This window comes from Pseudomonas sp. SJZ080, from assembly GCF_007828295.1.
Lineage (GTDB): Bacteria > Pseudomonadota > Gammaproteobacteria > Pseudomonadales > Pseudomonadaceae > Aquipseudomonas > Aquipseudomonas migulae_A.
In genome coordinates this window covers 111,791-136,340 of the sequence record NZ_VIUK01000006.1, presented here as the reverse complement: position 1 = coordinate 136,340, position 24,550 = coordinate 111,791, and the positions used below count along the sequence as shown (strand labels likewise).

18 protein-coding genes and 1 pseudogene are annotated in these 24,550 nt (G+C 59.8%); 5 read left to right on the top strand and 14 right to left on the bottom strand.

What is annotated here, in order from left to right:
* Window positions 1-316: 316 nt before the first annotated feature.
* The 3 genes and pseudogenes from FBY04_RS11000 to cobA all read left to right on the top strand — a co-directional run.
* A pseudogene (locus tag FBY04_RS11000) lies at window positions 317-1,516 on the top strand (NAD(P)/FAD-dependent oxidoreductase); the annotation flags it as partial.
* 20 nt (window positions 1,517-1,536) lie between these two features.
* On the top strand, window positions 1,537-4,254 hold the full coding sequence (locus FBY04_RS10995; protein WP_145315216.1) for a nitrate reductase: 2,718 nt from the start codon (window positions 1,537-1,539) through the stop codon (window positions 4,252-4,254).
* A gap of 10 nt (window positions 4,255-4,264) precedes the next feature.
* Window positions 4,265-5,035, top strand: a complete 771-nt coding sequence (gene cobA, locus FBY04_RS10990; protein WP_084318735.1) for a uroporphyrinogen-III C-methyltransferase — start codon at window positions 4,265-4,267, stop codon at window positions 5,033-5,035.
* 129 nt (window positions 5,036-5,164) lie between these two features.
* Here the strand turns inward: cobA and FBY04_RS10985 are convergent, their stop codons facing one another.
* The 8 genes from FBY04_RS10985 to ppsA form a co-directional block, all read right to left on the bottom strand.
* Complete coding sequence (locus FBY04_RS10985; RefSeq protein ID WP_017337464.1) at window positions 5,165-6,199, bottom strand: OmpA family protein; 1,035 nt, start codon at window positions 6,197-6,199, stop codon at window positions 5,165-5,167.
* 107 nt (window positions 6,200-6,306) lie between these two features.
* On the bottom strand, window positions 6,307-6,897 hold the full coding sequence (sigX, locus tag FBY04_RS10980) for an RNA polymerase sigma factor SigX (RefSeq protein ID WP_011333251.1): 591 nt from the start codon (window positions 6,895-6,897) through the stop codon (window positions 6,307-6,309).
* An 86-nt stretch (window positions 6,898-6,983) separates the two neighbouring features.
* Complete coding sequence (locus FBY04_RS10975; RefSeq protein WP_008027407.1) at window positions 6,984-7,808, bottom strand: mechanosensitive ion channel domain-containing protein; 825 nt, start codon at window positions 7,806-7,808, stop codon at window positions 6,984-6,986.
* Window positions 7,809-7,810: 2 nt separating this feature from the next.
* Window positions 7,811-8,059, bottom strand: coding sequence for a hypothetical protein (locus FBY04_RS10970; RefSeq protein ID WP_007944521.1), 249 nt, complete (start codon window positions 8,057-8,059; stop codon window positions 7,811-7,813).
* Between the two features lie 63 nt (window positions 8,060-8,122).
* Complete coding sequence (locus tag FBY04_RS10965; protein ID WP_084318737.1) at window positions 8,123-9,118, bottom strand: zinc transporter ZntB; 996 nt, start codon at window positions 9,116-9,118, stop codon at window positions 8,123-8,125.
* 26 nt (window positions 9,119-9,144) lie between these two features.
* Complete coding sequence (gene rraA, locus FBY04_RS10960; RefSeq protein ID WP_145315215.1) at window positions 9,145-9,636, bottom strand: ribonuclease E activity regulator RraA; 492 nt, start codon at window positions 9,634-9,636, stop codon at window positions 9,145-9,147.
* Between the two features lie 121 nt (window positions 9,637-9,757).
* Entirely contained in the window at window positions 9,758-10,747 is a 990-nt protein-coding gene (locus FBY04_RS10955) for an alpha/beta fold hydrolase (protein WP_084318741.1), read from the bottom strand.
* A 164-nt stretch (window positions 10,748-10,911) separates the two neighbouring features.
* Window positions 10,912-13,287, bottom strand: coding sequence for a phosphoenolpyruvate synthase (ppsA, locus tag FBY04_RS10950; protein ID WP_084318743.1), 2,376 nt, complete (start codon window positions 13,285-13,287; stop codon window positions 10,912-10,914).
* A gap of 174 nt (window positions 13,288-13,461) precedes the next feature.
* Here ppsA and FBY04_RS10940 point away from each other — a divergent pair, with 174 nt between their 5' ends.
* Entirely contained in the window at window positions 13,462-14,280 is an 819-nt protein-coding gene (locus FBY04_RS10940; RefSeq protein WP_084318745.1) for a pyruvate, water dikinase regulatory protein, read from the top strand.
* Between the two features lie 112 nt (window positions 14,281-14,392).
* On the opposite strand, the gene prpD is transcribed toward FBY04_RS10940, so the two are convergent.
* The 6 genes from prpD to FBY04_RS10905 form a co-directional block, all read right to left on the bottom strand.
* The gene (gene prpD / locus FBY04_RS10935) at window positions 14,393-15,877 is read right to left on the bottom strand and encodes a 2-methylcitrate dehydratase (RefSeq protein WP_084318747.1); all 1,485 of its coding nucleotides are present in this window, start codon (window positions 15,875-15,877) and stop codon (window positions 14,393-14,395) included.
* Between the two features lie 183 nt (window positions 15,878-16,060).
* Window positions 16,061-17,251 carry a 2-methylaconitate cis-trans isomerase PrpF gene (gene prpF / locus FBY04_RS10930; protein WP_084318749.1) on the bottom strand — a complete coding sequence of 397 codons (1,191 nt, stop codon included), beginning with the start codon at window positions 17,249-17,251 and terminating at the stop codon, window positions 16,061-16,063.
* A gap of 56 nt (window positions 17,252-17,307) precedes the next feature.
* A complete protein-coding gene (gene acnD / locus FBY04_RS10925) occupies window positions 17,308-19,905 on the bottom strand; it encodes a Fe/S-dependent 2-methylisocitrate dehydratase AcnD (protein ID WP_145315214.1) in 2,598 nt (865 codons plus the stop codon).
* A 199-nt stretch (window positions 19,906-20,104) separates the two neighbouring features.
* Complete coding sequence (gene prpC / locus FBY04_RS10915) at window positions 20,105-21,232, bottom strand: 2-methylcitrate synthase (protein WP_084318753.1); 1,128 nt, start codon at window positions 21,230-21,232, stop codon at window positions 20,105-20,107.
* Between the two features lie 152 nt (window positions 21,233-21,384).
* Entirely contained in the window at window positions 21,385-22,275 is an 891-nt protein-coding gene (prpB, locus tag FBY04_RS10910) for a methylisocitrate lyase (protein WP_008027432.1), read from the bottom strand.
* Window positions 22,272-22,991: a GntR family transcriptional regulator gene (locus tag FBY04_RS10905; protein ID WP_178118274.1), complete on the bottom strand. Its 720-nt coding sequence runs from the start codon at window positions 22,989-22,991 to the stop codon at window positions 22,272-22,274. The genes prpB and FBY04_RS10905 overlap by 4 nt, the downstream gene beginning before the upstream one ends.
* A gap of 1,020 nt (window positions 22,992-24,011) precedes the next feature.
* Here FBY04_RS10905 and FBY04_RS10895 point away from each other — a divergent pair.
* On the top strand, window positions 24,012-24,548 hold the full coding sequence (locus tag FBY04_RS10895; protein WP_084318757.1) for an ATP-dependent zinc protease: 537 nt from the start codon (window positions 24,012-24,014) through the stop codon (window positions 24,546-24,548).
* Window positions 24,549-24,550 lie beyond the last annotated feature (2 nt).

The following is a 24,550-nucleotide window of genomic DNA, read 5'->3' as shown; positions in this document are numbered from 1 at the left end:
GCGGGCTCGCTCGCGAAGACGCAATGACAGCCAACACAAATCCACCGCCAGCCCGCTCCATTAACGGGCACCACGCTTCGATTCGGTGCAAGCGCAACGGTTGATAAAGTGCTCAGGGCCCATAAACCGGCCACCGGACAACTTGGCACAACCGCTGCATTACCTCTCTCAACTTACATAAAGCCCAGCCTTCAACGACGAAGGATGCGCTTCCCGAAATAACGGGACCAGGACAAAGGCGTCCTCGCTAGGCAACTAGCGGGACGCCTTTTTTTGTTTGCGCGAAATGTGTGCCGAGCCCCCCCCGGAGAACCTGATGAAAAAACTCAAACTGGTGATGATCGGCAATGGCATGGCCGGGGTTCGGACCCTGGAAGAGTTGCTCAAGCTGAGCAACGAGCTGTACGACATCACCGTCTTCGGCGCCGAACCCCATACCAACTACAACCGCATTCTGCTGTCGCCCGTACTGGCCGGCGAACAAACCTTCGAAGAGATCGTGCTCAACGATCTGGACTGGTACCTGGACAACAACATCAAGTTGCTGCTCAACCGCAAAGTGGTGGAGATCGACCGGGTCAAACGCCGGGTCATCGCCGAAGATGGCACCGAAGCCGAGTACGACCGCCTGCTGATCGCCACGGGCTCGACCCCGTTTATCCTGCCGATCCCCGGCAACACCCTGCGCGGTGTGATCGGCTACCGCGACATCGCCGATACTCAGGCCATGATCAACACCGCCAAAACCCACGAGCATGCCGTGGTCATCGGCGGCGGTCTGCTGGGGCTGGAGGCAGCCAACGGCCTGATGCTGCGCGGCATGCAGGTCACCGTGGTGCACAACGGAGAGTGGTTGCTGGAGCGACAACTGGACAACGTCAGCGGCCAAATGCTGCAAACCGCGCTTGAGGCCCGTGGCCTGAAGTTCCGCCTTCGCGAGCAAACCCGGGCCCTGCACGATGCCGGCAATGGCCGGGTCGGCTCGGTTGAGTTCCACAATGGCGACATCATTCCCGCCGACCTGGTGGTAATGGCCGCCGGCATTCGCCCCGCGACCGAGCTGGCGGAAAAGTCCGGCCTCCCCTGCAACCGCGGGATTCTGGTCAGTGACACGATGCAAACCTACGACCCACGGGTCTACGCCATCGGCGAATGCGCCAGCCACCGTGGCATCGCCTATGGCCTGGTCGCGCCACTGTTCGAACAGGCCAGAGTCTGCGCCAACCATCTGGCCCGGCTGGGGTTCGCCACCTACAAGGGGTCGGTGACCTCGACCAAATTGAAAGTCACCGGCATCGACCTGTTTTCCGCCGGCGACTTCATGGGCGGTGAAGGCACCGAAACCATCACCCTCTGCGATCCCATCAGCGGGATCTACAAAAAACTGGTGATCAAAAATGACGTGCTGGTGGGCGCCTGTCTGTACGGCGACACGGCAGATGGCGGTTGGTATGTCCGGCAGATTCGTGAGAGCCAGGACATCGCTGAGCGCCGCGATCACCTGATGTTTGGTGAAACCCTGAAGGAAGCCAGCTGATGAACCGCCAGATCACCGCCTCCACTTGCTGCTATTGCGGGGTTGGCTGCGGCGTGCTGATCGAGCATGACGGCGAGCACATCCTCGGCGTCAGCGGCGATCCGACCCACCCGGCCAACTTTGGCAAACTGTGCAGCAAGGGCTCGACCCTGCACCTGACCGGTGACCTCGCGGCCCGAGCGCTGTATCCGGAACTGCGCCTCGGCAAAGGCCTGGCCCGCAGCCGCACCGATTGGGACACGGCCCTCGATCACGCCGCCAGTGTCTTCGCCAAAACCATTGCCGAACACGGCCCGGACAGCGTGGCGTTCTACATCTCCGGGCAACTGCTGACCGAGGATTACTACAGTTTCAACAAACTGGCGCGAGCGCTGGTCGGCACCAACAACATCGACAGCAATTCACGGTTGTGCATGTCATCGGCAGTGGTCGGCTACAAGCGCAGTCTCGGTGCCGATGCACCGCCATGCAGCTACGAAGACCTGGAATCGAGCGACTGTGTGATGATCGTCGGCAGCAACATGGCCTACGCCCACCCGGTACTGTTTCGTCGTCTGGAAGAAGCAAAATCCCGCCGGCCACAAATGAAAGTCATCGTCATCGACCCACGTCGTACCGACACCTGCGACCTGGCTGACCTGCATCTGGCGATTCTTCCGGGCACCGATGTCGCGTTGTTCCATGGGATTTTGTACCTGTTGCTGTGGGAAGACTGGATCGACCGCGACTTCATCCAGGCCCACACCGAAGGGCTCGCCGAACTGAAAGACCTGGTTCGCGACTACACCCCGCCGATGGTTTCGCAGCTGTGCGGGATCAGCGTTGAACAACTGCAAGAATGTGCCGAGTGGGTGGGCACCTCGCCGAGTTTCCTGTCGTTGTGGTGCATGGGCTTGAACCAGTCCACCGCGGGCAGTGCGAAAAACAGTGCGCTGATCAACCTTCACCTCGCCACCGGGCAGATTGGCCGTCCGGGTGCAGGACCTTTCTCCCTGACCGGTCAGCCGAATGCCATGGGTGGTCGCGAAACCGGCAGCCTGTCGAACTTGCTGCCGGGCCATCGCGAAGCGGCCAACGCCGAACACCGAGCAGAAGTGGCAACCTACTGGGGCGTAGACCAGTTACCTGAAACCCCCGGGCTCACCGCTATCGAGCTGTTTGAGCAGGTTCGTAGCGGAACCATCAAAGCCCTGTGGATTGCCTGCACCAATCCCGCGCAATCCATGCCGGACCAGACCGCCGTGCGCGCAGCCCTGGAAGCCTGCCCGTTCGTGGTGTTGCAGGAAGCCTTTCGCACCACCGAAACCGCCGCGTTCGCCGACCTGCTGTTGCCTGCCGCCAGTTGGGGTGAAAAGGACGGTACGGTCACCAACTCCGAACGGCGGATTTCCCACGTCCGCCGTGCGATTGTCGCCCCCGGAGAAGCACGCTCAGACTGGGCGATCACGGTGGATTTCGCACAGCGTCTGGAAAAACATCTGCGTCCCGGGCAGGACAGCCTGTTTGCGTTCGAAGCTGCGGCGCAGATCTTCGATGAGTACAAGCAATTGACTCTTGGCCGAGATCTGGACCTGTCCGGCATCAGCCATGAGCTGATCGACCATCTCGGTCCGCAGCAATGGCCCTTTCCTGCAGGCGCCAGCGAAGGTACGGCCCGTCTGTATGTGGACGGCGTTTTCCCGACCGCCAACGGACGCGCCCGGTTCATCGCCGATCCGTATCGCGCCGCCAGAGAACAACGCGATGGGCAGTTCCCGCTGACCCTGATTACCGGCCGCCTGCGGGATCAGTGGCACGGCATGAGCCGCACTGGCACGGCCGCGCAGTTGTTCGGTCATGTGAGCGAAGCCGTGTTGAGCCTGCACCCGGATGAACTGCACCGCCATGGCCTGCAACCGGGTGAGCTGGTCAGCCTGAAAAGCCGTCGCGGCGCGGTCATTGTTGCCGTCGGCAGCGATGACAGTGTGCGCCCCGGCCAGGCCTTCCTGCCCATGCACTGGGGTGATCGCTTCCTGAAGGGGGGTGTCAATTCGATCACCCAACCGGCGTTTGATCCGTTGTCGAAACAGCCTGAACTCAAACACACCGGCGTAAGACTTGACCCGGTAAACCTGCCGTGGAACCTTTTCGTCTTGGTCGAGGGTGATATCCAACAGCATTTTGAGACGCTACGACCACTCTGTGAGGCGTTTTCCTACGTCAGTCTCAGCCTCGCAGGCCGTGAACGCCCTGCGCTGCTCATACGCGCTTCCAGCGCCGCCGCGCCAGATCCGCAATTGCTGCGTGACATCGACCACTGCCTGAAGCTCAACGACGGGCCAGTACTGGCCTATGACGACCCTCAACGCTCCATCGGTAAACGGGTGCGGATCGAGAACGGCCGAATTACCGCGATTCGTCTCGCCGGCGAAACCCTCGCGCAGCACTGGCTGCAGGATCTTTGGCACGAAGGTCGCATCGACCAGCAACTGCGTCGCTGGCTGCTCGCACCGCTGAGCGCGCCGCCAGGTAACGCCAGCGCGCCGACCGCCGGCACCCGGACCCTGTGCAACTGCAAAAACGTCAGCCAGAACGCAGTCTGTGCCGGCATTCGCCGAGGACTGGACTTGCAAGGTTTGAAACAAGAATTGGGTTGCGGTACGCAATGCGGCTCCTGCGTCCCGGAAATCAAGCGTTTGTTGGCTGCCACCGCGCAGCCGATCGCCGTCATCTCGTGAGGAAAACACTATGAACGCAAAAGTCTGGCTGGTGGGTGCAGGTCCTGGCGACCCGGAATTGCTGACCCTCAAGGCTGTTCGAGCGTTGAGCGAAGCCGAAGTGGTGTTGATCGACGATCTGGTGAACGAAGCCGTGCTTGAGCATTGCCCACAGGCGCGAATCATTGCCGTGGGCAAACGCGGCGGCTGTCGCTCCACGCCTCAGGCGTTCATTCATCGATTGATGCTGCGTTATGCCCGTCAGGGCAAATGCGTGGTACGGCTCAAGGGCGGCGATCCGTGCATTTTTGGTCGCGGCGGTGAAGAGGCGCAGTGGTTGCGCGAGCGCGGGGTCGATGTCGAGCTGGTCAATGGCATCACTGCCGGGCTTGCCGGTGCGACGCAATGCGATATCCCGTTGACTCTCAGGGGTGTGGCGCGGGGTGTGACGCTGGTGACGGCCCACACGCAAGATGGCAGCAGTCTGAATTGGCAAGCCTTGGCTCAAGGCGGCACGACATTGGTTATCTACATGGGCGTGGCGAAGCTGAGTGAAATTCGCGAGCAGTTGCTGATAGGAGGAATGGCGGCGGATACCCCGGTGGCAATGATTGAAAACGCTTCCCTGCCACACCAACGGGAATGTCGCAGCGATCTGACCGCGATGGAAGAGGATGCCTGCGCCTTTGAGCTGAAGAGCCCGGCCATTCTGGTGATTGGCGCGGTGGCCGCCCACACAAGTCACTGTAGGAGCGAGCTTGCTCGCGAAGAACCTGAGAACGCCGCGGCGTGTCAGGCTTAACGCGTCATCGTTGACGACCATCGTCGGAACGCCCGGAGACAAGCTCGCGCCTACAAACGACGTGAAACCCAAATCGCAGACAAAGAAAAGCCCGGCCTAAGCCGGGCTTTTCTCAGAGCTGCGGGCTAATTACTTAGCTTGAGCTTCAACCTGCGCTTCTACGCGACGGTTAACAGCGCGACCAGCTTCAGTTTTGTTGTCAGCAACTGGGCGGGATTCGCCGTAGCCAACAGACTGAACGCGGGACGATTCAACACCGTACTGGTTGGTCAGAACTTGCTTAACGGCGTTTGCACGACGCTCGGACAGTTTCTGGTTGTAAGCGTCAGGACCGACGGAGTCAGTGTGACCTTCAACAGTAGTGGTGGTGGATGGGTACTGCTTCATGAAGTCAGCCAGGTTCTTGATGTCGCCGTAGCTGTTGGTTTTAACAACAGATTTGTCGAAATCGAACTTAACGTCCAGCTCTACACGAACAACTTCAGCAACTGCTGGGCAGCCATCAGCGTCAACAGTTACGTTGGCTGGGGTGTCCGGGCACTTGTCAACGTTGTCGCAAACGCCGTCGTTGTCGCTGTCGGAGCAGACTTCAGCCGGTGCTGGAACTGGAGCAGCAGCTGGCTTGGAGCCGCCACCGAAGTTCACACCGATACCGACGCTAGGAGCCCACTCGGTGTCGCCCTGGTCGATGTTGTACTGAGCTTCAACGCCGGCACGAGCGTAGAAGTTGTCTGTGAAGTACAGCTTGGCACCGCCGCCAACGTTGGCGAAGGTGGAACCGTTACGACCACCGCGATCGTTCTGACCGATGCTCTGATCGGAGAAGCCGGCCGAAACGTACGGACGCAGCATGTCGCCTGGGTTGTTGAAGTGGTACAGAGCGTCCAGGGCGGTGTTGGAGCCCTTGATGTTCTTGCCCGACTCGCTACGAACGTTGTGAACTTCGTCGTAGCCCAGACGCAGTTCAACGTCGTCGGTCAGGAAGTAACCAACCGAACCACCGAACAGGTTGCCGTCGTTTTTGAAATCGCGCTGGCTATCGTAATACTCTTTCTTTGCAAAGCCTTCGATTTCAACTGCGCCTTGGCCTTGTGCCAGTGCGCCGAACGAAGTGGCTGCAATAAGAGAACCAATGGCCAAGCCCAAGGTGTTTTTCAGTTTCATCCGTTAAATCCCCATCTGGTGATTGTGAAGCAGTCCCGCAAACCGGGGGACAACTCGGCGGCAAGTCTATCAGAACTTGCCTACACGTAAGAGATATTTGCGCCGAACTAAGTTTCAGCAATACCTGCAAATTTCTCACGCAATTTGTCTAGAGCGCGTTTGTAACGCATTTTTGTTGCACTCAAACCCATGTGCATGATGTCTGCGATCTCCTGAAACTCCAGCTCTGCGACAAATCGTAGCACCAGAATTTCACGGTCAATCGGGTTCACATACACCAGCCAGCGATCAAGTCCGCCCTTCTCCTCGGGTTTCGGCGCCTTCTCTTCAGACGCTTCCTCGAGGGGGTCCAGACTCAAAGCATCCATCAAGCGACGCTTTCGCCGTTCTTTCCGATACTGCGTGATGCACTCGTTGTACGTGATGCTATATAGCCATGTCTTGAACTTCGATTTCCCCTCGAAGTTCTTCAGGCCATACAACACCTTCAACATCACTTCCTGACAGACATCGTCTGCATCGCGATCGTTCCCAAGATACCGTGCACAGACGTTAAATAATGTTCGTTGGTAACGCCGCATCAATTCTTCATAGGCGCGCGTTACGTGAAACAGCTCGGTATGCGAGCGCGCGACCAACTCCTCATCAGAGAGCTCGCGGGGGTCGTAGCGCGTGGAGAGCGTTTGAGCTTTATTCAAAACAAGTCGGGCCGACAGTCAGGTCAATGTCCGCCGCAGCCCCTCGGGGCATTTTGCGGCGGCATACATTAGCAGGGTTTGCCGGGTTAGCGGCTACTCACATGCTGCTCCAGGAGAATCCGATTGGAGAGAGAGACTAGCTCACCCTCATCGGTCAGCAATGTGGTTTTAACCGTGCCGATCTCTTCGATCTGACCTTCGACCTCGCCAACACGCACTTGTTGCCCAACCTGATACAACTCACGCACATAGATTCCCGCAAGAATCTGACCGGCAATTTCCCGGCTTCCCAAACCCATGGCCAGCGCAACCGCCAGACCAACGGTAATCAATACGATCACAATGACATGGTTCAGCAGGTCGGTCTTGACCTCCAACTGGCTGATCGCGACCGAAATACTGATGATAATCACCAGGCCCTGGGCGATTCGCCCCAGCCCAGCGGCGTAATCCAGCCCTACGCCTTCTGCCGCTCCACGTACCAGCCCATTGGCCAGTTGTGCCAGCAAAACACCCACCAGCAGCACCAGCGCAGCGCCGAAAACTTTCGGCAAATACAGCGCAAGCATGTCCAGCGTAGCTGAAACTCGCTCAAGTCCAAGGGATTCTGCGGCCGAAACGAGAAAAATCAGCAGAACGAACCAATAGACAATTTTGCCAATCAGCGTCGAAATCGGCACTTGAAGGCCGGCCCGGGACAGCAATTTTGTCAGACCGGTACCGCCCATCAGGCGATCGAGCCCAAGCTTGGCGAGCAACTTTGACAGCAAAGTGTCCAAAAGTTTCGCAACGACAAAACCCAACAGCAGCACAACCAGTGCGCCGAACAGGTTCGGAATGAAATTCGCAACCTTGGTCCATAACGCAGTCATTGCAGTGACAAGGCTCTGAGTCCAGAGATCAAGTTCCATATTCAATCAGCCTTATCAGCAGTGCGAACGGTAGGTTTACGGTGACGTGAAACCGGCGAAACATGCGCCGATCCGTTATTCAGGGCGATCATCAGCGCGGGCAACCAGCGGCCCAGCAGGCTGAAAAGATCACCGGCGCCGACCTGGCGGTTGGCGGTTTTCAGGACACGCCCAAGGCACGCATCGTCGTCACGGGTGGACGGTGAGGCGTTCAGCATGTCGCGCAAAGACTGTTCAAACGGATCGTGCATACGCACCTCTCGTGATGTCTGTGAAAGACGCGGTCAGATTTGCACGGGTCACATGGCTCATCGTCAGACCCAGCGCAAACGTCGGAATAACCACCACTGCCCCAGTGCCACCGAAACCATCATCAGGCAGGCAATCAGGAAGCCATAAGGGCTGGCAGAGAACGGAATTCCCCCCACGTTGATCCCCAAAAGACCGGTCAGAAAACTCATCGGCAAAAAGATTCCGGTGATGATCCCGAAGCGGTACATCGTGCGGTTCATGCGCACGCTCAAACGTCGGTCTTCAGCCTCCAGGACCAGCCCCACGCGCTCCCGGGTCAACTCCAGCTCCTCGAGATAGCGGGTCAGGCTGTTGTTCAATTCGTTCCAGTAATCGCCGTCATCTTCGACAAACCAGGGTAGTTTTATCCGCGTCAGCTGTCCGAAAATTTCCCGCTGCGGTGCCAGAAAACGTTTCAGCGCAGCCGCCCTTCGACGGATCTGCAAAATGGAGTCATGTTCGGGTGTATACCGTTCGTCGGTATCCAGTTTCTCTTCTTCCTCATCGACCACCTCCGAGAGGCAACCGACCAGATCCTGCACCTTGTTGGTGAGGAACTGAGCCATATAAAGGATGAGTTCGGAGGCAGTTTTCGGTCCTTTGCCTTCGCCGAGCTGCACCAGCAATTCATCGGTGGCACGCAACGGACGCAGGCGCAGGGAAATCACCCGCTGTGCCGAGGCGAAAATCCGCACCGAGACCATGTCTTCCGGTTCGGCCCCCGGATTCAGATTGACCCCGCGCAAAAATAGCAGCAGTTCGCTGTCGGAAAGCTGTAAGAGACGCGGACGGGTGTTTTCTTCGAGCAGCAAATCACAGCTGAATTCACTCAGACCGCTGGATTTGCGCAGCCAGGTCTGGGTTTGCGGGTGACTGCGATCCCAGTGCAGCCACAGACTTTCATGCGCCTGCAGTTGCAAGTCATCGAGTTCTGTCCGGGCTATCGAACGCGCACCGCCTTTACCATCCAGCACCAGGGCATGCACCAGCCCCCACTGCGCGTTTTCTTCCTCGAACATCCTCACCCCTTTGCTTGGCTCAACGTTTATTCAGGCATCTTCAGCGGGCTTGGCGAGACGATCACGCCGTTGTTGTCCGCATAGATGTATTCGCCTGGACGGAACGTCACACCGGCAAAAGTCACCACCACGTTGAGATCGCCGAGCCCGCGCCGGTCGGATTTCCTCGGGTGGCTGGCGAGGGCCTGAACGCCAAGATCGGTCTGCGCGATGATGTCGACGTCGCGGATGCAACCGTAGATCACCAGCCCTTCCCAACCGTTGTTCGCGGCTTTCTCGGCCAGCATGTCGCCCAGCAACGCATGACGCAAGGAACCGCCACCGTCGACCACCAGCACTTTGCCATTCCCCTTGAGCTCGACCTGCTCCTTGACCCGCGAGTTGTCTTCGAAGCACTTGATGGTCACGATTTCGCCGCCGAAGGAATCACGGCCGCCGAAATTGCTGAACATCGGTTCGAGCACCTGCACCAGTTCCGGATAGGCGTCGCACAGGTCAGGCGTGATGTAATGGTTCATCGAGAAACTCCTGTAAAGAGGAAGACAATCGAGGATGTCGTAAAGTGACCGGAAAAGCTCAATGCGTCATATCTTAGCCGCAAGCCGATCAGAGCGAAATGCCCTTGATAGAGCATCAGGCTCAGACTGCCGCCGCCAAATCCGGCTTGTCTCCCGACAACGGGGTGTGCTGATCCGCCAACCAGCGCGCCACCAATGGCCAGACCTCAGTCTGCGCCGCTTTGCTGACGAGCATTTCCACGTGACCGAAGTTGTCGCCAAAGCCCTGCTCACGACCGAGGTTGATGAATTGCTTGTGCTCGGAGCCAACCTGGTCAAACAACTTGCGGCAGGCCCACGCAGGGTCCTGGTGGTCGCCTGCCGCACTCACCGCCAGTACCGGCAAGCGGACTTCGGCCAATCCGGCCCACCAGTCCTTGTCGGCATCGCCAAAGCGCCCGAACAGACCGTACCAGCGCATGCTTTCCAGGGCCAGGCCAATCGGCTCGTCCTCCGGGCCGCGCTTGAGCCGTGAACCGGATAGCTGGGCGAAACGCTTGAGAATGAAGCGCCCGCTCCACTCGACCGGCGGGATCTTCAACGGCCAGTAGGTGCGGCTGACTTGCGTACCAAAGAACGCCGCAGAGGCCACAACCGGTTCGCCGATGTACTCGCCACCGAGCGCCGCCGCCAGGGTAATCCCGCCCAGCGAATGGCCGATCCAGTGCGGCACCTGGCCGCTCTGCTCACGCACGAACGCACCAATGGCCGGCAGATCGTAACGAGCGTAGTCGGAGACGCGGTTTTTACGGTAGTTCTGGTTGCGCTGGGACAGGCCATGGCCGCGCATTTCCGGAATCCATACATCGAACCCCAGGCGAGCCAGGTAAGCCCCGAGTCCCAGCCCCTTTGGAGAAAACCAGAAGCGCCGGTTGGAAAAACTGCCGTGCAACAGAATCACCGGCACGCCCCCGTGCGCGGGCGCATCCGCCATGCCTAAACGGGTCACCGCCAACTCCACAGTGCCATCAGGACTGTTGCCGGGTTTCAAACGATAGACGTCTTCGCTCAGATCGCCGCGCCGCTCGGCGCTGATCAGGGCGACAGGAAATAGGTTGCTGCTGCTTTGCATAATGCTCTTGCACAAAAAAGGGCGGCATCCTTGAGGAGCCCGCCCTACTTCAATCTCTTAAAACGGCCACCCCCTGTAGGAGCAGAGCTTGCTGGCGATGGCGATTTTGAAGACGCCATCGCGGGCAAGCCTGCTCTTACAGTGAGCGAGCCGTTCCCACACCGTCACGCCGAAGCTTGACCTTCCGCCAGGAAGAACCAGGTTTCCAGTACGGAATCAGGGTTCAACGAAACGCTTTCGATACCCTGTTCCATCAGCCATTTGGCCAGATCAGGGTGGTCCGAAGGGCCCTGACCGCAAATGCCGATGTACTTGCCGGCCTTGTTGCACGCGGCAATGGCGTTAGCCAGCAGCTTCTTGACCGCCGGATTACGCTCATCGAACAGGTGAGCGATGATCCCGGAGTCACGGTCCAGGCCCAGCGTCAGCTGAGTCAGGTCGTTGGAGCCGATGGAGAAGCCATCGAAGAACTCGAGGAATTCTTCCGCCAGAATCGCGTTGGACGGCAGTTCGCACATCATGATGATGCGCAGACCGTTCTCGCCGCGGGCCAGACCGTTTTCAGCCAGCAGGTCGACGACCTGGCTCGCTTCGCCCAGGGTACGGACGAACGGCACCATGATTTCGACGTTGGTCAGGCCCATCTCGTTGCGCACACGCTTGAGGGCGCGGCATTCGAGTTCGAAGCAGTCACGGAACGATTCGCTGATGTAACGCGAAGCGCCGCGGAAGCCCAGCATCGGGTTTTCTTCTTCCGGCTCGTAAAGCTTGCCGCCGATAAGGTTCGCGTATTCATTGGACTTGAAGTCCGACAGTCGCACGATGACCTTTTTCGGCGTGAACGCTGCCGCCAGGGTGCTGATGCCTTCCACCAGTTTGTCGACATAGAAGTCGACCGGATCGTTGTAACCGGCGATGCGCTTGTCGACGCTGTCCTTGATTTCCTGCGGCAGGCCGTCGTAGTTCAACAGCGCTTTGGGGTGCACACCGATCATGCGGTTGATGATGAATTCCAGACGGGCCAGGCCCACACCGGCGTTCGGCAGTTGCGCGAAGTCGAAGGCGCGGTCCGGGTTGCCGACGTTCATCATGATCTTGAACGGCAGGTCCGGCATGGCATCGACGGAGTTCTTCTTGATGTCGAAGCCCAGTTCGCCTTCGAAGATGTAGCCGGTGTCGCCTTCAGCGCAGGAAACGGTCACGCCCTGGCCGTCTTTCAACAGCTGGGTGGCGTTGCCGCAACCGACCACGGCCGGGATGCCCAGCTCGCGAGCGATGATCGCTGCGTGGCAGGTACGGCCGCCACGGTTGGTGACGATGGCGCTGGCGCGCTTCATGACCGGCTCCCAGTCCGGGTCGGTCATGTCGGAAACGAGAACGTCGCCCGGCTGGACTTTGTCCATCTCGGACACGTCCTTGATAATGCGAACCTTGCCGGCGCCGATGCGCTGGCCGATGGCGCGACCTTCAACCAGCACGGTGCCGGTTTCTTTCAACAGGTAACGTTCCATGACGTTGGCCTGGGTGCGGCTCTTCACGGTTTCAGGACGGGCCTGAACGATATAGAGCTTGCCGTCGTCGCCGTCTTTGGCCCATTCGATGTCCATCGGGCACTGGTAGTGCTTCTCGATGATCATCGCCTGCTTGGCCAGCTCGCTGACTTCGGCGTCGCTGAGGCAGAAACGTGCGCGATCGGCCTTGTCGACGTCAATGGTCTTGACCGACTTGCCGGCCGTGGCGACTTCGCCGTAGATCATCTTGATCGCTTTGCTGCCCAGGTTACGGCGCAGGATGGCCGGACGGCCAGCCTCGAGGGTTTGTTTGTGGACGTAGAATTCGTCCGGGTTCACCGCGCCTTGTACGACGGTTTCACCCAGGCCGTAGGCGCCGGTGATGAACACCACGTCACGGAAGCCCGATTCGGTATCGAGGGTGAACATCACGCCGGCGGTGCCGGTTTCGGAGCGAACCATGCGCTGCACGCCAGCCGACAGGGCCACCAGCTTGTGATCGAAGCCCTGGTGCACGCGGTAGGAAATGGCACGGTCGTTGAACAGTGAAGCGAACACCTCTTTGGCGGCGCGAATGACGTTTTCGACACCACGGATGTTCAGGAAAGTTTCCTGCTGACCGGCGAAGGAAGCGTCCGGCAGGTCTTCGGCAGTAGCGGAAGAGCGCACGGCCACGGCCATGTCAGGGTTGCCGGCCGACAACGTGGCGAACGCGGTGCGGATCTCGGCGTTGAGCTTCTCGGGGAATTCGGCTTCCATGATCCATTGACGGATCTGGGCGCCGGTCTTGGCCAGGGCGTTGACATCATCGACGTCCAGGGCGTCGAGGGCAGCGTGGATCTGATCGTTCAGGCCGCTCAGTTCCAGAAAATCACGATAAGCCTGAGCTGTCGTGGCGAAGCCACCGGGCACCGATACACCGGCACCTGCAAGGTTACTGATCATCTCGCCCAGGGATGCGTTCTTGCCCCCTACGTGCTCTACATCATGGACGCCGAGCTTATCGAGGGAAACTACGTACTCTACCAAGGTGATCTCTCCACTAACTGTGTTGGAAAAGCTCAGAAGCCGGCGCTCTAAAGGAGCATTTGCCAGCTGTATGGCCTGGACTTGGAAAATAAGTGAGAATGCGGGCCAATGGCGGCCGGCAAATCGCGCCTATCATATCCAAGATTCGTCACTAGCTTAAGGCCCAAGGTGCAAATGAAACGATCTGCTTTCTTTATCTCCGATGGCACCGGCATCACAGCCGAAACCCTGGGTCAAAGCCTCCTGGCGCAGTTCGAAAACATTACCTTCAGCAAATTCACGCGGCCGTACATCGACAACGTGGATAAAGCGCGGGCCATGGTACAACAAATCAACAAAGCCGCCGAAACCGACGGCTTCCGGCCGATTATCTTCGATACCATCGTCAATCAGGACATTCGTGAGATCCTCGCAACGTCCAATGGTTTCATGATCGACATTTTCTCGACCTTCCTGGCACCGCTTGAACAGGAACTGACCGAGCATTCTTCCTACACCGTCGGCAAGTCTCACTCGATCGGCGGCAACTCCAATTACATGGAGCGCATCGAGGCGGTGAACTTCGCCCTCGACAACGACGACGGTGCGCGCACGCATTATTACGACAAGGCCGACCTGATCCTAGTGGGCGTGTCGCGTTGTGGTAAGACACCGACGTGCCTGTACATGGCGATGCAATTCGGTATTCGCGCGGCCAACTACCCGCTGACTGAAGACGACATGGAGCGCCTGACCCTGCCAAACGCCCTGCGCGCCCACCAGCACAAGCTGTTCGGCCTGACCATCGACCCGGACCGCCTCACCGCGATCCGCAACGAGCGCAAGCCCAACAGCCGCTATTCGAGCTACGCGCAGTGCGAGTTTGAAGTGCGCGAGGTGGAGAATCTGTTCCGCCGCGAGAACATTCCGAACATCAACTCCACGCATTTCTCCGTTGAAGAAATTTCGGCGAAGATCCTCGTTGAAAAAGGTGTTGAGCGGCGGTTCAAGTAATTTTTTAGCGCCTGTTCGGCCGCCTTCGCAAGCAAGCCCGCTCCCACATTTCTGTGCCCACTGAAGATCAAATGTGGGAGCGGGCTTGCTCGCGAAGAACGATGACGCGGTCTTAAATCACGAACAAATCCACAAACCGGTTCACCGGTGTTGCCTCAAGCCGCGCCTGGTCCTTGCACAATGCAAATATCTCGGCACTGCGCTGCGCCGTAAAGCGCGTCGCCAGGTTCGCCTTGAACTTGTCCTCCAGCAGCGGAATACCGTCCGCGCGGCGCCGACGATGGCCGATCGGGTACTCGACCACCACCTTCCCGGTGCTTGAACCGTCCTTGAAAAACACCTGTATCGCATTGGCAATCGAGCGTTTGTCCGCCTCCAGGTATTCGCGGGTGTATTGCGGGTCTTCGACGATGACCATTTTCTCGCGCAGCACATCGATGATCGGATGCGCCGCATGGAAGTCATCTTCGTATTGCTCGGCCACCAGATTGCCGAAGGCCAGCGGGACGGCGGTCATGTACTGGATGCAGTGATCGCGGTCTGCCGCGTTGGCCAGCGGGCCGACCTTGGAAATGATGCGGATCGCCGACTCGTGGGTGGTGATGACGATTCTGTCGATCTCGTGCAGGCGATTCCTGACTTGCGGATGCAACGTCACAGCCGCTTCGCAAGCCGTTTGTGCGTGGAATTCGGCCGGGAAGCTGATTTTGAACAGCACGTTTTCCATCACGTAGCTGCCATATGAACGGGTAAAACCGAAGGCACGCTTGTCTTCGGGCTTGAGCGCCAGGTCGTTGTTGGTGTGGCTGAACAACACGTCGTAGAAGCCCCACTGTCTGGCGGTCAGTACGCCGGGAATGCCCATCTCGCCCCGCATTGCGATGTCCGCCAGACGCACGCCTCGACTGGTCGCATCACCCGCCGCCCAGGATTTGCGTGAACCGGCATTCGGCGCATGCCGATAGGTGCGCAACGCTTGCCCGTCAGCAAAGGCATGGGACAACGCGGACAGCAACTGCTCGCGATTGGCGCCCATCAGTTTGGCGGTAACGGCGGTCGAGGCAACTTTCACCAGGATGACGTGATCAAGGCCGACACGATTGAAGGAGTTTTCCAGCGCGATGACGCCCTGAATCTCGTGGGCCATGATCATCGCTTCAAGTACGGCGCGGACGGTCAGCGGCGCGTCGCCATTGGCCAGGCGCTTTTGCGACAGGTGATCGGCCACCGCGAGAATGCCACCGAGGTTATCGGACGGATGGCCCCATTCGGCGGCGAGCCAGGTGTCGTTGTAATCGAGCCAGCGCACGATGCAGCCGATGTCCCACGCGGCTTTGACCGGATCGAGACGATAGCTGGTGCCGGGTACGCGGGCGCCGAACGGGACGACGGTGCCTTCGACGATCGGGCCCAGGTGTTTGGTGCATTCGGGAAAGCGCAGGGCCAGCAGGCCGCAGCCGAGGGTATCGATCAGGCAGTTACGGGCGGTGTCCAGCGCTTCCCCGGACTCGATCTTGAAGTTGAGGACGTAATCGGCAATGTCCTGCAGGACGCTGTCGTAGTCGGGGCGGTTGTTCAGGTCGACGTTGGCGCTCATGTTCGATTCACTCTTGAAGTGGTTCGTTGAGGGGACCTCGGTTCAGGGTAATCAGATTCTTATAATTGAAATGCACTCTCTGTAGGAGCCGGCTTGCTGGCGATCCAGGCAACGCGGTCTTGTCTGATACACCGAGTTGTCGGGATCGCCAGCAAGCCGGCTCCTACAGGTGGGTGTGTTGGATTAGAAGGAATCGCCCGGCACGCGCACGAAGCCTTCCATCAACACCCGCGCACTGCGGCTCATGATGGCCTTGTTCACGGTCCATTCACCGTTCACCTGGCTGGCCTCGGCGCCGACGCGCAACGTCCCGGACGGATGCCCGAAGCGCACGGCATTGCGCTCGATGCCGCCGGCGGCAAGGTTAACCAAGGTGCCGGAAATCGCCGCTGCCGTACCGATTGCGACCGCAGCGGTGCCCATCATCGCGTGGTGCAATTTGCCCATCGACAGAGCGCGTACCAGCAGGTCGACATCACCCGCCTTGATCGCCTTGCCGCTGGACGCCACGTAATCCGCCGGCCTGGCCACAAACGCAACCTTCGGCGTGTGCTGCCGCCTGGCCGCTTCGTCAAGGTTCGAAATCAGTCCCATGCGCAACGCACCATAAGCACGGATGGTCTCGAACATCTGCAGTGCTTTCGGATCGCCATTGATCGCACCTTGCAGCTCGGTGCCGGTGTAACCGATGTCTTCGGCATTGACGAAAATAGTCGGAATACCGGCATTGATCATGGTCGCCTTGAAAGTCCCGACGCCGGGCACTTCAAGGTCATCCACCAGGTTGCCGGTAGGGAACATTGAACCGCCACCGCCCTCTTCTTCCGCTGCCGGGTCCATGAATTCGACCTGCACTTCGGCCGCCGGAAAGGTCACGCCGTCGAGTTCGAAATCACCGGTTTCCTGAACCTCACCGTTGGTGATCGGCACATGGGCGATGATGGTCTTGCCGATGTTGGCCTGCCACACGCGCACCACCGCCACACCGTTGTGCGGGATGCGGCTGGCGTCCACCAGACCGTTGCTGATGGCGAACGAACCGACCGCCGCCGACAGGTTGCCGCAGTTGCCGCTCCAGTCCACGAAAGGCTTGTCGATGGAGACCTGACCGAACAGGTAGTCGACGTCGTGATCAGCCTTGATGCTTTTCGACAGGATCACGGTTTTGCTGGTGCTGGAGGTCGCGCCGCCCATGCCGTCGATTTGCTTGTCGTATGGGTCGGGGCTGCCGATCACGCGCAGCAACAAGGCGTCGCGCGCCGGGCCGGGAATCTGTGCCGCTTCGGGCAGGTCTTTCAGGCTGAAAAACACGCCTTTGCTGGTGCCGCCGCGCATGTAGGTGGCGGGGATTTTGATCTGGGGTGCGTGAGCCATGGGTGCTCCTTCAAGACAGGCACGGGACTTGAAGCCCCGTGCCCGCACTGGGTGATTTAGACGGCGACCGCCGATTCTTCGAGGAAGTCCTGTGCAAAGCGTTGCAGCACGCCGCCGGCCTCATAGATCGACACTTCTTCAGCGGTGTCGAGGCGGCAGGTCACCGGCACTTCGACGCGCTCACCGTTCTTGCGATTGATCACCAGCGTCAGCTCGGCGCGTGGCGTGCGTTCGCCAATCACGTCGTAGGTTTCGCTGCCATCGATGGCCAGGGTGTGACGGTTGGTGCCTGGCTTGAACTCCAGCGGCAACACGCCCATGCCCACCAGGTTGGTGCGGTGGATGCGCTCGAAACCTTCGGCGGCAATCGCTTCCACGCCTGCCAGACGCACGCCCTTGGCCGCCCAGTCGCGGGACGAACCCTGACCGTAGTCGGCGCCGGCAATGATGATCAGCGGCTGCTTGCGTTCCATGTAGGTTTCGATGGCTTCCCACATGCGCATGACCTTGCCTTCCGGCTCGACACGGGCCAGCGAACCCTGCTTGACCTTGCCGTTTTCCTGGACCATTTCGTTGAACAGTTTCGGGTTGGCAAAGGTGGCGCGTTGCGCGGTCAAATGGTCGCCGCGATGCGTCGCGTAAGAGTTGAAGTCCTCTTCCGGCAGGCCCATTTTCGCCAGGTACTCGCCGGCGGCGCTGTCGAGCATGATCGCGTTCGACGGCGACAGGTGATCGGTGGTGATGTTGTCCGGCAGCACCGCCAGCGGGCGCATGCCCTTAAGCGGACGCGCGCCGGCCAATGCGCCTTCCCAGTACGGAGGACGGCGGATGTAGGTGCTCATCTCGCGCCAGTCATACAACGGCGTCACTTTCGGGCCGGTGTCTTCATGGATGGCGAACATCGGGATGTAGACCTGACGGAACTGCTCCGGTTTGACCGAGGCTTTCACCACCGCGTCGATTTCTTCGTCGCTCGGCCAGATGTCCTTCAGACGGATTTCCTTGCCGTTCGCATCCAGGCCCAGCACATCTTTTTCGATGTCGAAACGGATGGTGCCGGCGATGGCGTACGCGACCACCAACGGCGGCGAAGCGAGGAATGCTTGCTTGGCGTAAGGGTGAATCCGACCATCGAAGTTGCGGTTACCGGAGAGCACGGCGGTGGCGTACAGGTCGCGGTCGATGATCTCTTGCTGGATCACCGGGTCCAGCGCGCCGGACATGCCATTGCAGGTGGTGCACGCGAAAGCCACGACGCCGAAACCGAGTTGTTCCAGTTCGTCCGTCAGGCCCGCTTCATCGAGGTACAAAGCGACGGTTTTCGAACCCGGCGCCAGGGACGATTTGACCCATGGCTTGCGGGTCAGCCCGAGCTTGTTGGCGTTGCGCGCCAGCAGGCCGGCCGCGATCACGTTGCGCGGGTTGCTGGTGTTGGTGCAGCTGGTGATGGCGGCGATGATCACCGCGCCGTCGGGCATCTGCCCCGGCACGTCATCCCACTGGCCGGAGATGCCTCGCGCGGCCAGATCGGATGTGGCGACGCGGGCGTGCGGGTTGCTCGGGCCCGCCATGTTGCGCACCACCGAGGACAGGTTGAAAGTCAGGCCGCGCTCGTATTGCGCGCCCTTCAGGCTGTCGGCCCACAGGCCCGTGGTTTTGGCGTAGTTCTCGACCAGCTGCACCTGCTCGTCTTCACGGCCGGTGAGTTTGAGGTAGTCGATGGTCTGCTGGTCGATGTAGAACATCGCTGCGGTGGCGCCGTACTCCGGGGCCATGTTGGAAATGGTAGCGCGGTCGCCGAGGGTCAACGCGGAGGCGCCTTCGCCGAAGAATTCCAGCCATGCGCCAACGACTTTTTGCTTGCGCAGGAACTCGGTCAGCGCCAGCACCATGTCGGTGGCGGTGATGCCTGGCTGCAGCTTGCCGGTCAGCTCGACGCCGACGCTTTCCGGCAGACGCATCCACGATGCGCGACCGAGCATAACGCTTTCGGCTTCCAGACCACCGACGCCGATGGCGATCACGCCCAGCGCATCGACATGCGGGGTGTGACTGTCGGTGCCGACGCAGGTGTCGGGGAACGCCACGCCATCGCGCACCTGAATCACCGGAGACATTTTCTCCAGGTTGATCTGGTGCATGATCCCGTTGCCGGGCGGAATCACGTCAACGTTCTTGAACGCTTTCTTGGTCCAGTTGATGAAGTGGAAACGGTCTTCGTTGCGACGGTCTTCGATGGCGCGGTTCTTCTCGAACGCGTCCGGATCGAAACCACCGCGCTCGACGGCCAGGGAGTGGTCGACGATCAGTTGTGTCGGCACCACCGGGTTCACTTGCGCCGGATCGCCACCTTGCAGGGCGATGGCGTCACGCAGGCCGGCGAGGTCGACCAGCGCAGTCTGGCCGAGAATGTCGTGGCACACCACGCGGGCCGGGAACCATGGGAAGTCGAGGTCGCGTTTGCGCTCGATGAATTGCTTCAGGGATTCGGTGAGCGTGGCCAGGTCGCAGCGACGCACCAGGTTTTCCGCCAGCACGCGGGAGGTGTACGGCAGAGTGTCGTAGGCGCCGGGCTGGATGGCTTCGACTGCCGCACGGACGTCGAAGTAATCCAGATGGCTGCCGGGCAGCGGTTTACGGAATTCAGTGTTCATCGTCAGGACTCGGTCACGGTGGTTTCAAAAGGCGAGGCCTGGCACCGATCTTGAAATTCACATCGCCCCTGTAGGAGCAAGCTTGCTCGCGATAGCGGTATATCTGTCGACATCAATGTTGAATGTCAGACCGCCATCGCCAGCAAGCCGGCTCCTACAAGGGGATCTGCGTTGAATTCAGATCCCAGGCCCACCCCGGTCAGCGTTGTTCGATTGGCACGAACTTGCGCTGTTCGACGCCGACGTACTCGGCGCTCGGGCGGATGATGCGGTTGTTGGCACGTTGTTCGAACACATGCGCCGCCCAGCCGGTCAGGCGCGAGCAGACAAAAATCGGCGTGAACAACTTGGTCGGAATCCCCATGAAGTGGTACGTCGACGCATGGTAGAAGTCAGCGTTCGGGAACAGTTTTTTCTGCTCCCACATGGTTGCGTCGATGGCTTCGGAAACCGGGAACAACACCGTGTCGCCCACTTCGTCGGCGAGTTTTTTCGACCAGCCCTTGATCACTTCATTGCGCGGATCGTTGTCCTTATAGATCGCGTGGCCAAAGCCCATGATCTTGTCCTTGCGCGCCAGCATGTCGAGGGTGCCCTCGACCGCCTCTTCAGGCGAAGAGAAGCGTTCGATCATTTCCATCGCCGCTTCGTTGGCGCCGCCGTGCAGCGGGCCGCGCAGGGAACCGATGGCCGCCGTGATGCAGGAGAACAGGTCGGACAGGGTCGATGCACACACCCGAGCGGTGAAGGTCGACGCGTTGAACTCGTGTTCCGCGTAGAGAATCAGCGAAACGTTCATCACTTTGACGTGCAACTCGCTTGGCTTCTTGTCGTGCAGCAAGTGCAGGAAGTGGCCGCCAATGGATTGTTCGTCGCTCACGCAGCTGATGCGTTTGCCGTCGTGGCTGAAGCGATACCAGTAGCACATGATCGCCGGGAACGCGGCCAGCAGGCGGTCGGTTTTGTCGTGCTGCTCGGAGAAATCTTTCTCTGGTTCGATATTGCCCAGGAACGAGCAACCGGTGCGCATCACGTCCATCGGGTGGGCGTCGGCGGGGATGCGTTCCAGCACTTCCTTGAGCGCTTGCGGCAGGTCGCGCAGCTTGCCCAGTTTGCTGATGTAGGCGTCCAGTTGCGCCTGGGTCGGCAGTTCGCCGTACAGCAGCAGGTAGGCCACTTCTTCAAACTGGGCGTCAGCCGCCAGTTCGCGAACGTCGTAGCCGCGATAGGTCAGGCCTGCGCCCGACTGGCCCACGGTGGACAGTGCGGTTTGCCCGGCAACCTGGCCACGGAGCCCGGCGCCACTGAGTACTTTTGCTTCGGCCATTGCTGTCTCCAGTTTTCTTGAATTTGTTAGGGAATCGGCAAATTTGGGTGTTGCCAACAAGATCGCAGCCTTCGGCAGCTCCTACATCGACCGCGTCCGGCAACCTCCCCGTAGGAGCTGCCGAGTAAAACGAGGCTGCGATCTTTTGATCTTTACTTCTTCGCGGCAAACAACGCATCGAGCTTCTGCTCGAACGTGTGGTAGTCGATGCGATCGTAGAGCTCCATGCGCGTCTGCATGGTGTCGATCACGTTCTGTTGCGTGCCGTCGCGACGGATCGCGGTGTAGACGTTTTCCGCAGCCTTGTTCATCGCTCGGAACGCGGACAACGGGTATAGCACCAGCGACACATCGGCACCGGCCAACTGCTCGGTGGTGTACAGCGGCGTCGCGCCGAATTCGGTGATGTTGGCCAGGATCGGCGCTTTCACGCGGCTGGCGAACAGCTTGTACATCTCAAGCTCAGTGATCGCTTCCGGGAAGATCATGTCGGCGCCGGCCTCGATGCACGCCGCAGCGCGATCCAGTGCGGATTCCAGACCTTCAACGGCCAGGGCGTCGGTGCGGGCCATGATCACGAAGCTGTCGTCGGTGCGCGCATCGACCGCCGCCTTGATGCGGTCGACCATTTCCTGCTGCGAAACGATCTCTTTATTAGGACGGTGACCGCAGCGCTTGGCGCCGACCTGATCTTCGATGTGAATCGCCGCCGCGCCGAACTTGATCATCGACTTGACGGTGCGCGCGACGTTGAACGCCGAGGAACCGAAACCGGTGTCCACGTCCACCAGCAGCGGCAGGTCGCACACGTCGGTGATGCGACGCACATCGGTCAGCACGTCATCCAGGCCGGTGATGCCCAGGTCCGGCACGCCGAGGGAGCCGGCAGCCACCCCGCCACCCGACAGGTAAATCGCCTTGAAACCTGCGCGCTTGGCCAGCAGCGCATGGTTGGCGTTGATCGCGCCGACCACTTGCAGCGGATGTTCGCTGGCGACCGCATCGCGGAAACGCTGGCCTGGAGTGCTCTTGTTGGAACTCATGACTCACCTCGTTCAGTGGCTGTCTTAGTAGCGCCGTCCTGGTAGTGACGGGCGATATTGCGTTTGGAGGCGCCGATGTGACGGCGCATCAACAACTCGGCCAGTTCACCGTCACGGTCGGCGATGGCATCGAGAATCCTGTGGTGCTCGGCAAAGGCCTGGCGCGGGCGATTGGGCGTGGTGGAAAACTGGATGCGGTACATGCGCACCAGTTGATAAAGCTCGCCGCAGAGCATCTGCGTCAGGGTGCGATTGCCGCTGCCCTGGATGATTCGGTAATGGAAGTCGAAATCGCCTTCCTGCTGGTAATAGCCGACACCGGCCTGAAACGCCGCATCGCGCTCGTGGGTTTCAAGGACGTGGCGCAGCTCGTCGATTTCTTCGACGGTCATGCGTTCAGCGGCCAAGCGACAGGCCATGCCTTCGAGGGATTCGCGGATTTCGTAGAGCTCCAGCAGCTCGGCGTGGCTCAGGGAAACCACCCGCGCCCCGACGTGCGGCACGCGAACCAGCAGGCGCTGGCCTTCCAGACGGTGAATGGCTTCACGCAGCGGGCCGCGGCTGATGCCATAGGTGCGCGCCAGTTCCGGCTCGGAGATCTTGCTGCCCGGGGCGATCTCGCCCTTGACGATGGCCGCCTGAATGCGTCGGAAGACGTTCTCGGAAAGTGTTTCCGGATCGTCTTGGGCAATGACCGGGGGATCGAGTTGATCCAGCATATTGTCGACACCTTGAAAGCTGATGCGGCAAAAACTAGCGAATACAGGTCTCTTAGTCAAAGGATAAATGGGTATTGTCGACAATCGTCTAATAACCGGATTGTTTTTAGCGTAGACCGAGTGCATGTCCGTTGCTGCTTTTGGCGGCGGGGCGATTCTTTTGATGGGGTACATATCCGTTGCTGCGGTAACGGCGGGTAATGGTTCCGCCCTTACGGCGGGTTACTTGGAAAAGCGCCAAGTAACCAAGCGCCTGCGCCCCTGACGTACGGTGGCTCGCTAGGGCTCGCCATGCCCTCGCTCCGGTCCTGCTCCGAGGGCCCGCCGCCATCGGCCATCCATGGCCGGGGGCGACTAACCCGGCATCCATGCCGGGTTGCCCACTGCGCAGAACCTGCGCTCGGCCTTCCGACGGGGCAGATCAAGATCAAAAGCCAAAGCGAGGCGGCCTTATAGCCGACCTGATGTTCGTCAAGGTCATCGGCGGTGAACCCCCATGTCATGCCCACCAAAAATCCCCTGTGGGAGCGGCGGTGCGACGATTCGGCTTGCTCGCGAATGCGAACTGGCATTCAGCATTGATGTCGACTGACCGGACGCCTTCGCGAGCAAGTCGAATCGTCGCACCGCCGCTCCCACATTTAATAGGAGTTGCTCAAGAGGGATGTAAACGACAAATGAGCGAAGCGCGCCCGCTTCAAGCCCAGGTCGGCCCGAAGGCCGCCTCGCGCTGCTGTGGCGGTAGTCGCCCCCTCACGCCCTGAGCCTGTCCGTCAACCGGTGACTACCTCCATCGACGCCTCTACCAGCGTTGATCTGCCCCGCGCCCGCCTGCGAGCGAACACCAAACCCAAAAGTCCAACGCTGGCGCCATAAAACCACCGTGCTAGAATGCCGCCCGCATTTGTTTGTGACATCTGCACTGCTTGTCATAAATGGCTGATAGGCATACGAGGGAGCTTGCGCAGCGATGCCAGGGCCTTGAATCGAAACACGGACCGCTGCGCACCAGGATTTATGAGACTCAAGCCCTTCCCCACCTTCTTTTATCTGCTTTGCCTGCCCGGTGTCGCCGCGGCGGGGGAAAAGACCGTGTACGGCCTCAACGAGTACGCCTCGCTGGATGGCATCAACCTGGAAGTCGCGGCCAAACTCGACACCGGGGCGAAAACCGCCTCCCTGAGCGCCCGCGACATCAAACGCTTCAAACGCAATGGCGAATCCTGGGTACGCTTCTATCTGGCGATCGACGCGGCGCACTCGCACCCGATCGAACGGCCGCTGGCGCGCGTCAGCAAGATCAAGCGTCGCGCCGGCGACTACGATCCGGACGAAGGCAAGAAATACACCGCCCGTCCGGTGATCGAGCTGGATATCTGCATGGGTTCGGCTTTACGCAGCATCGAAGTGAACTTGACCGACAGAAGTGCCTTCCAATATCCGCTCCTGATCGGCTCCGAAGCGCTCAAACGCTTTGATGCGCTGGTCGACCCCAGTCTTAAATACGCTGCTGGCAAACCCGCCTGCGCCACCGACGCACATACCGCAGAGTAATT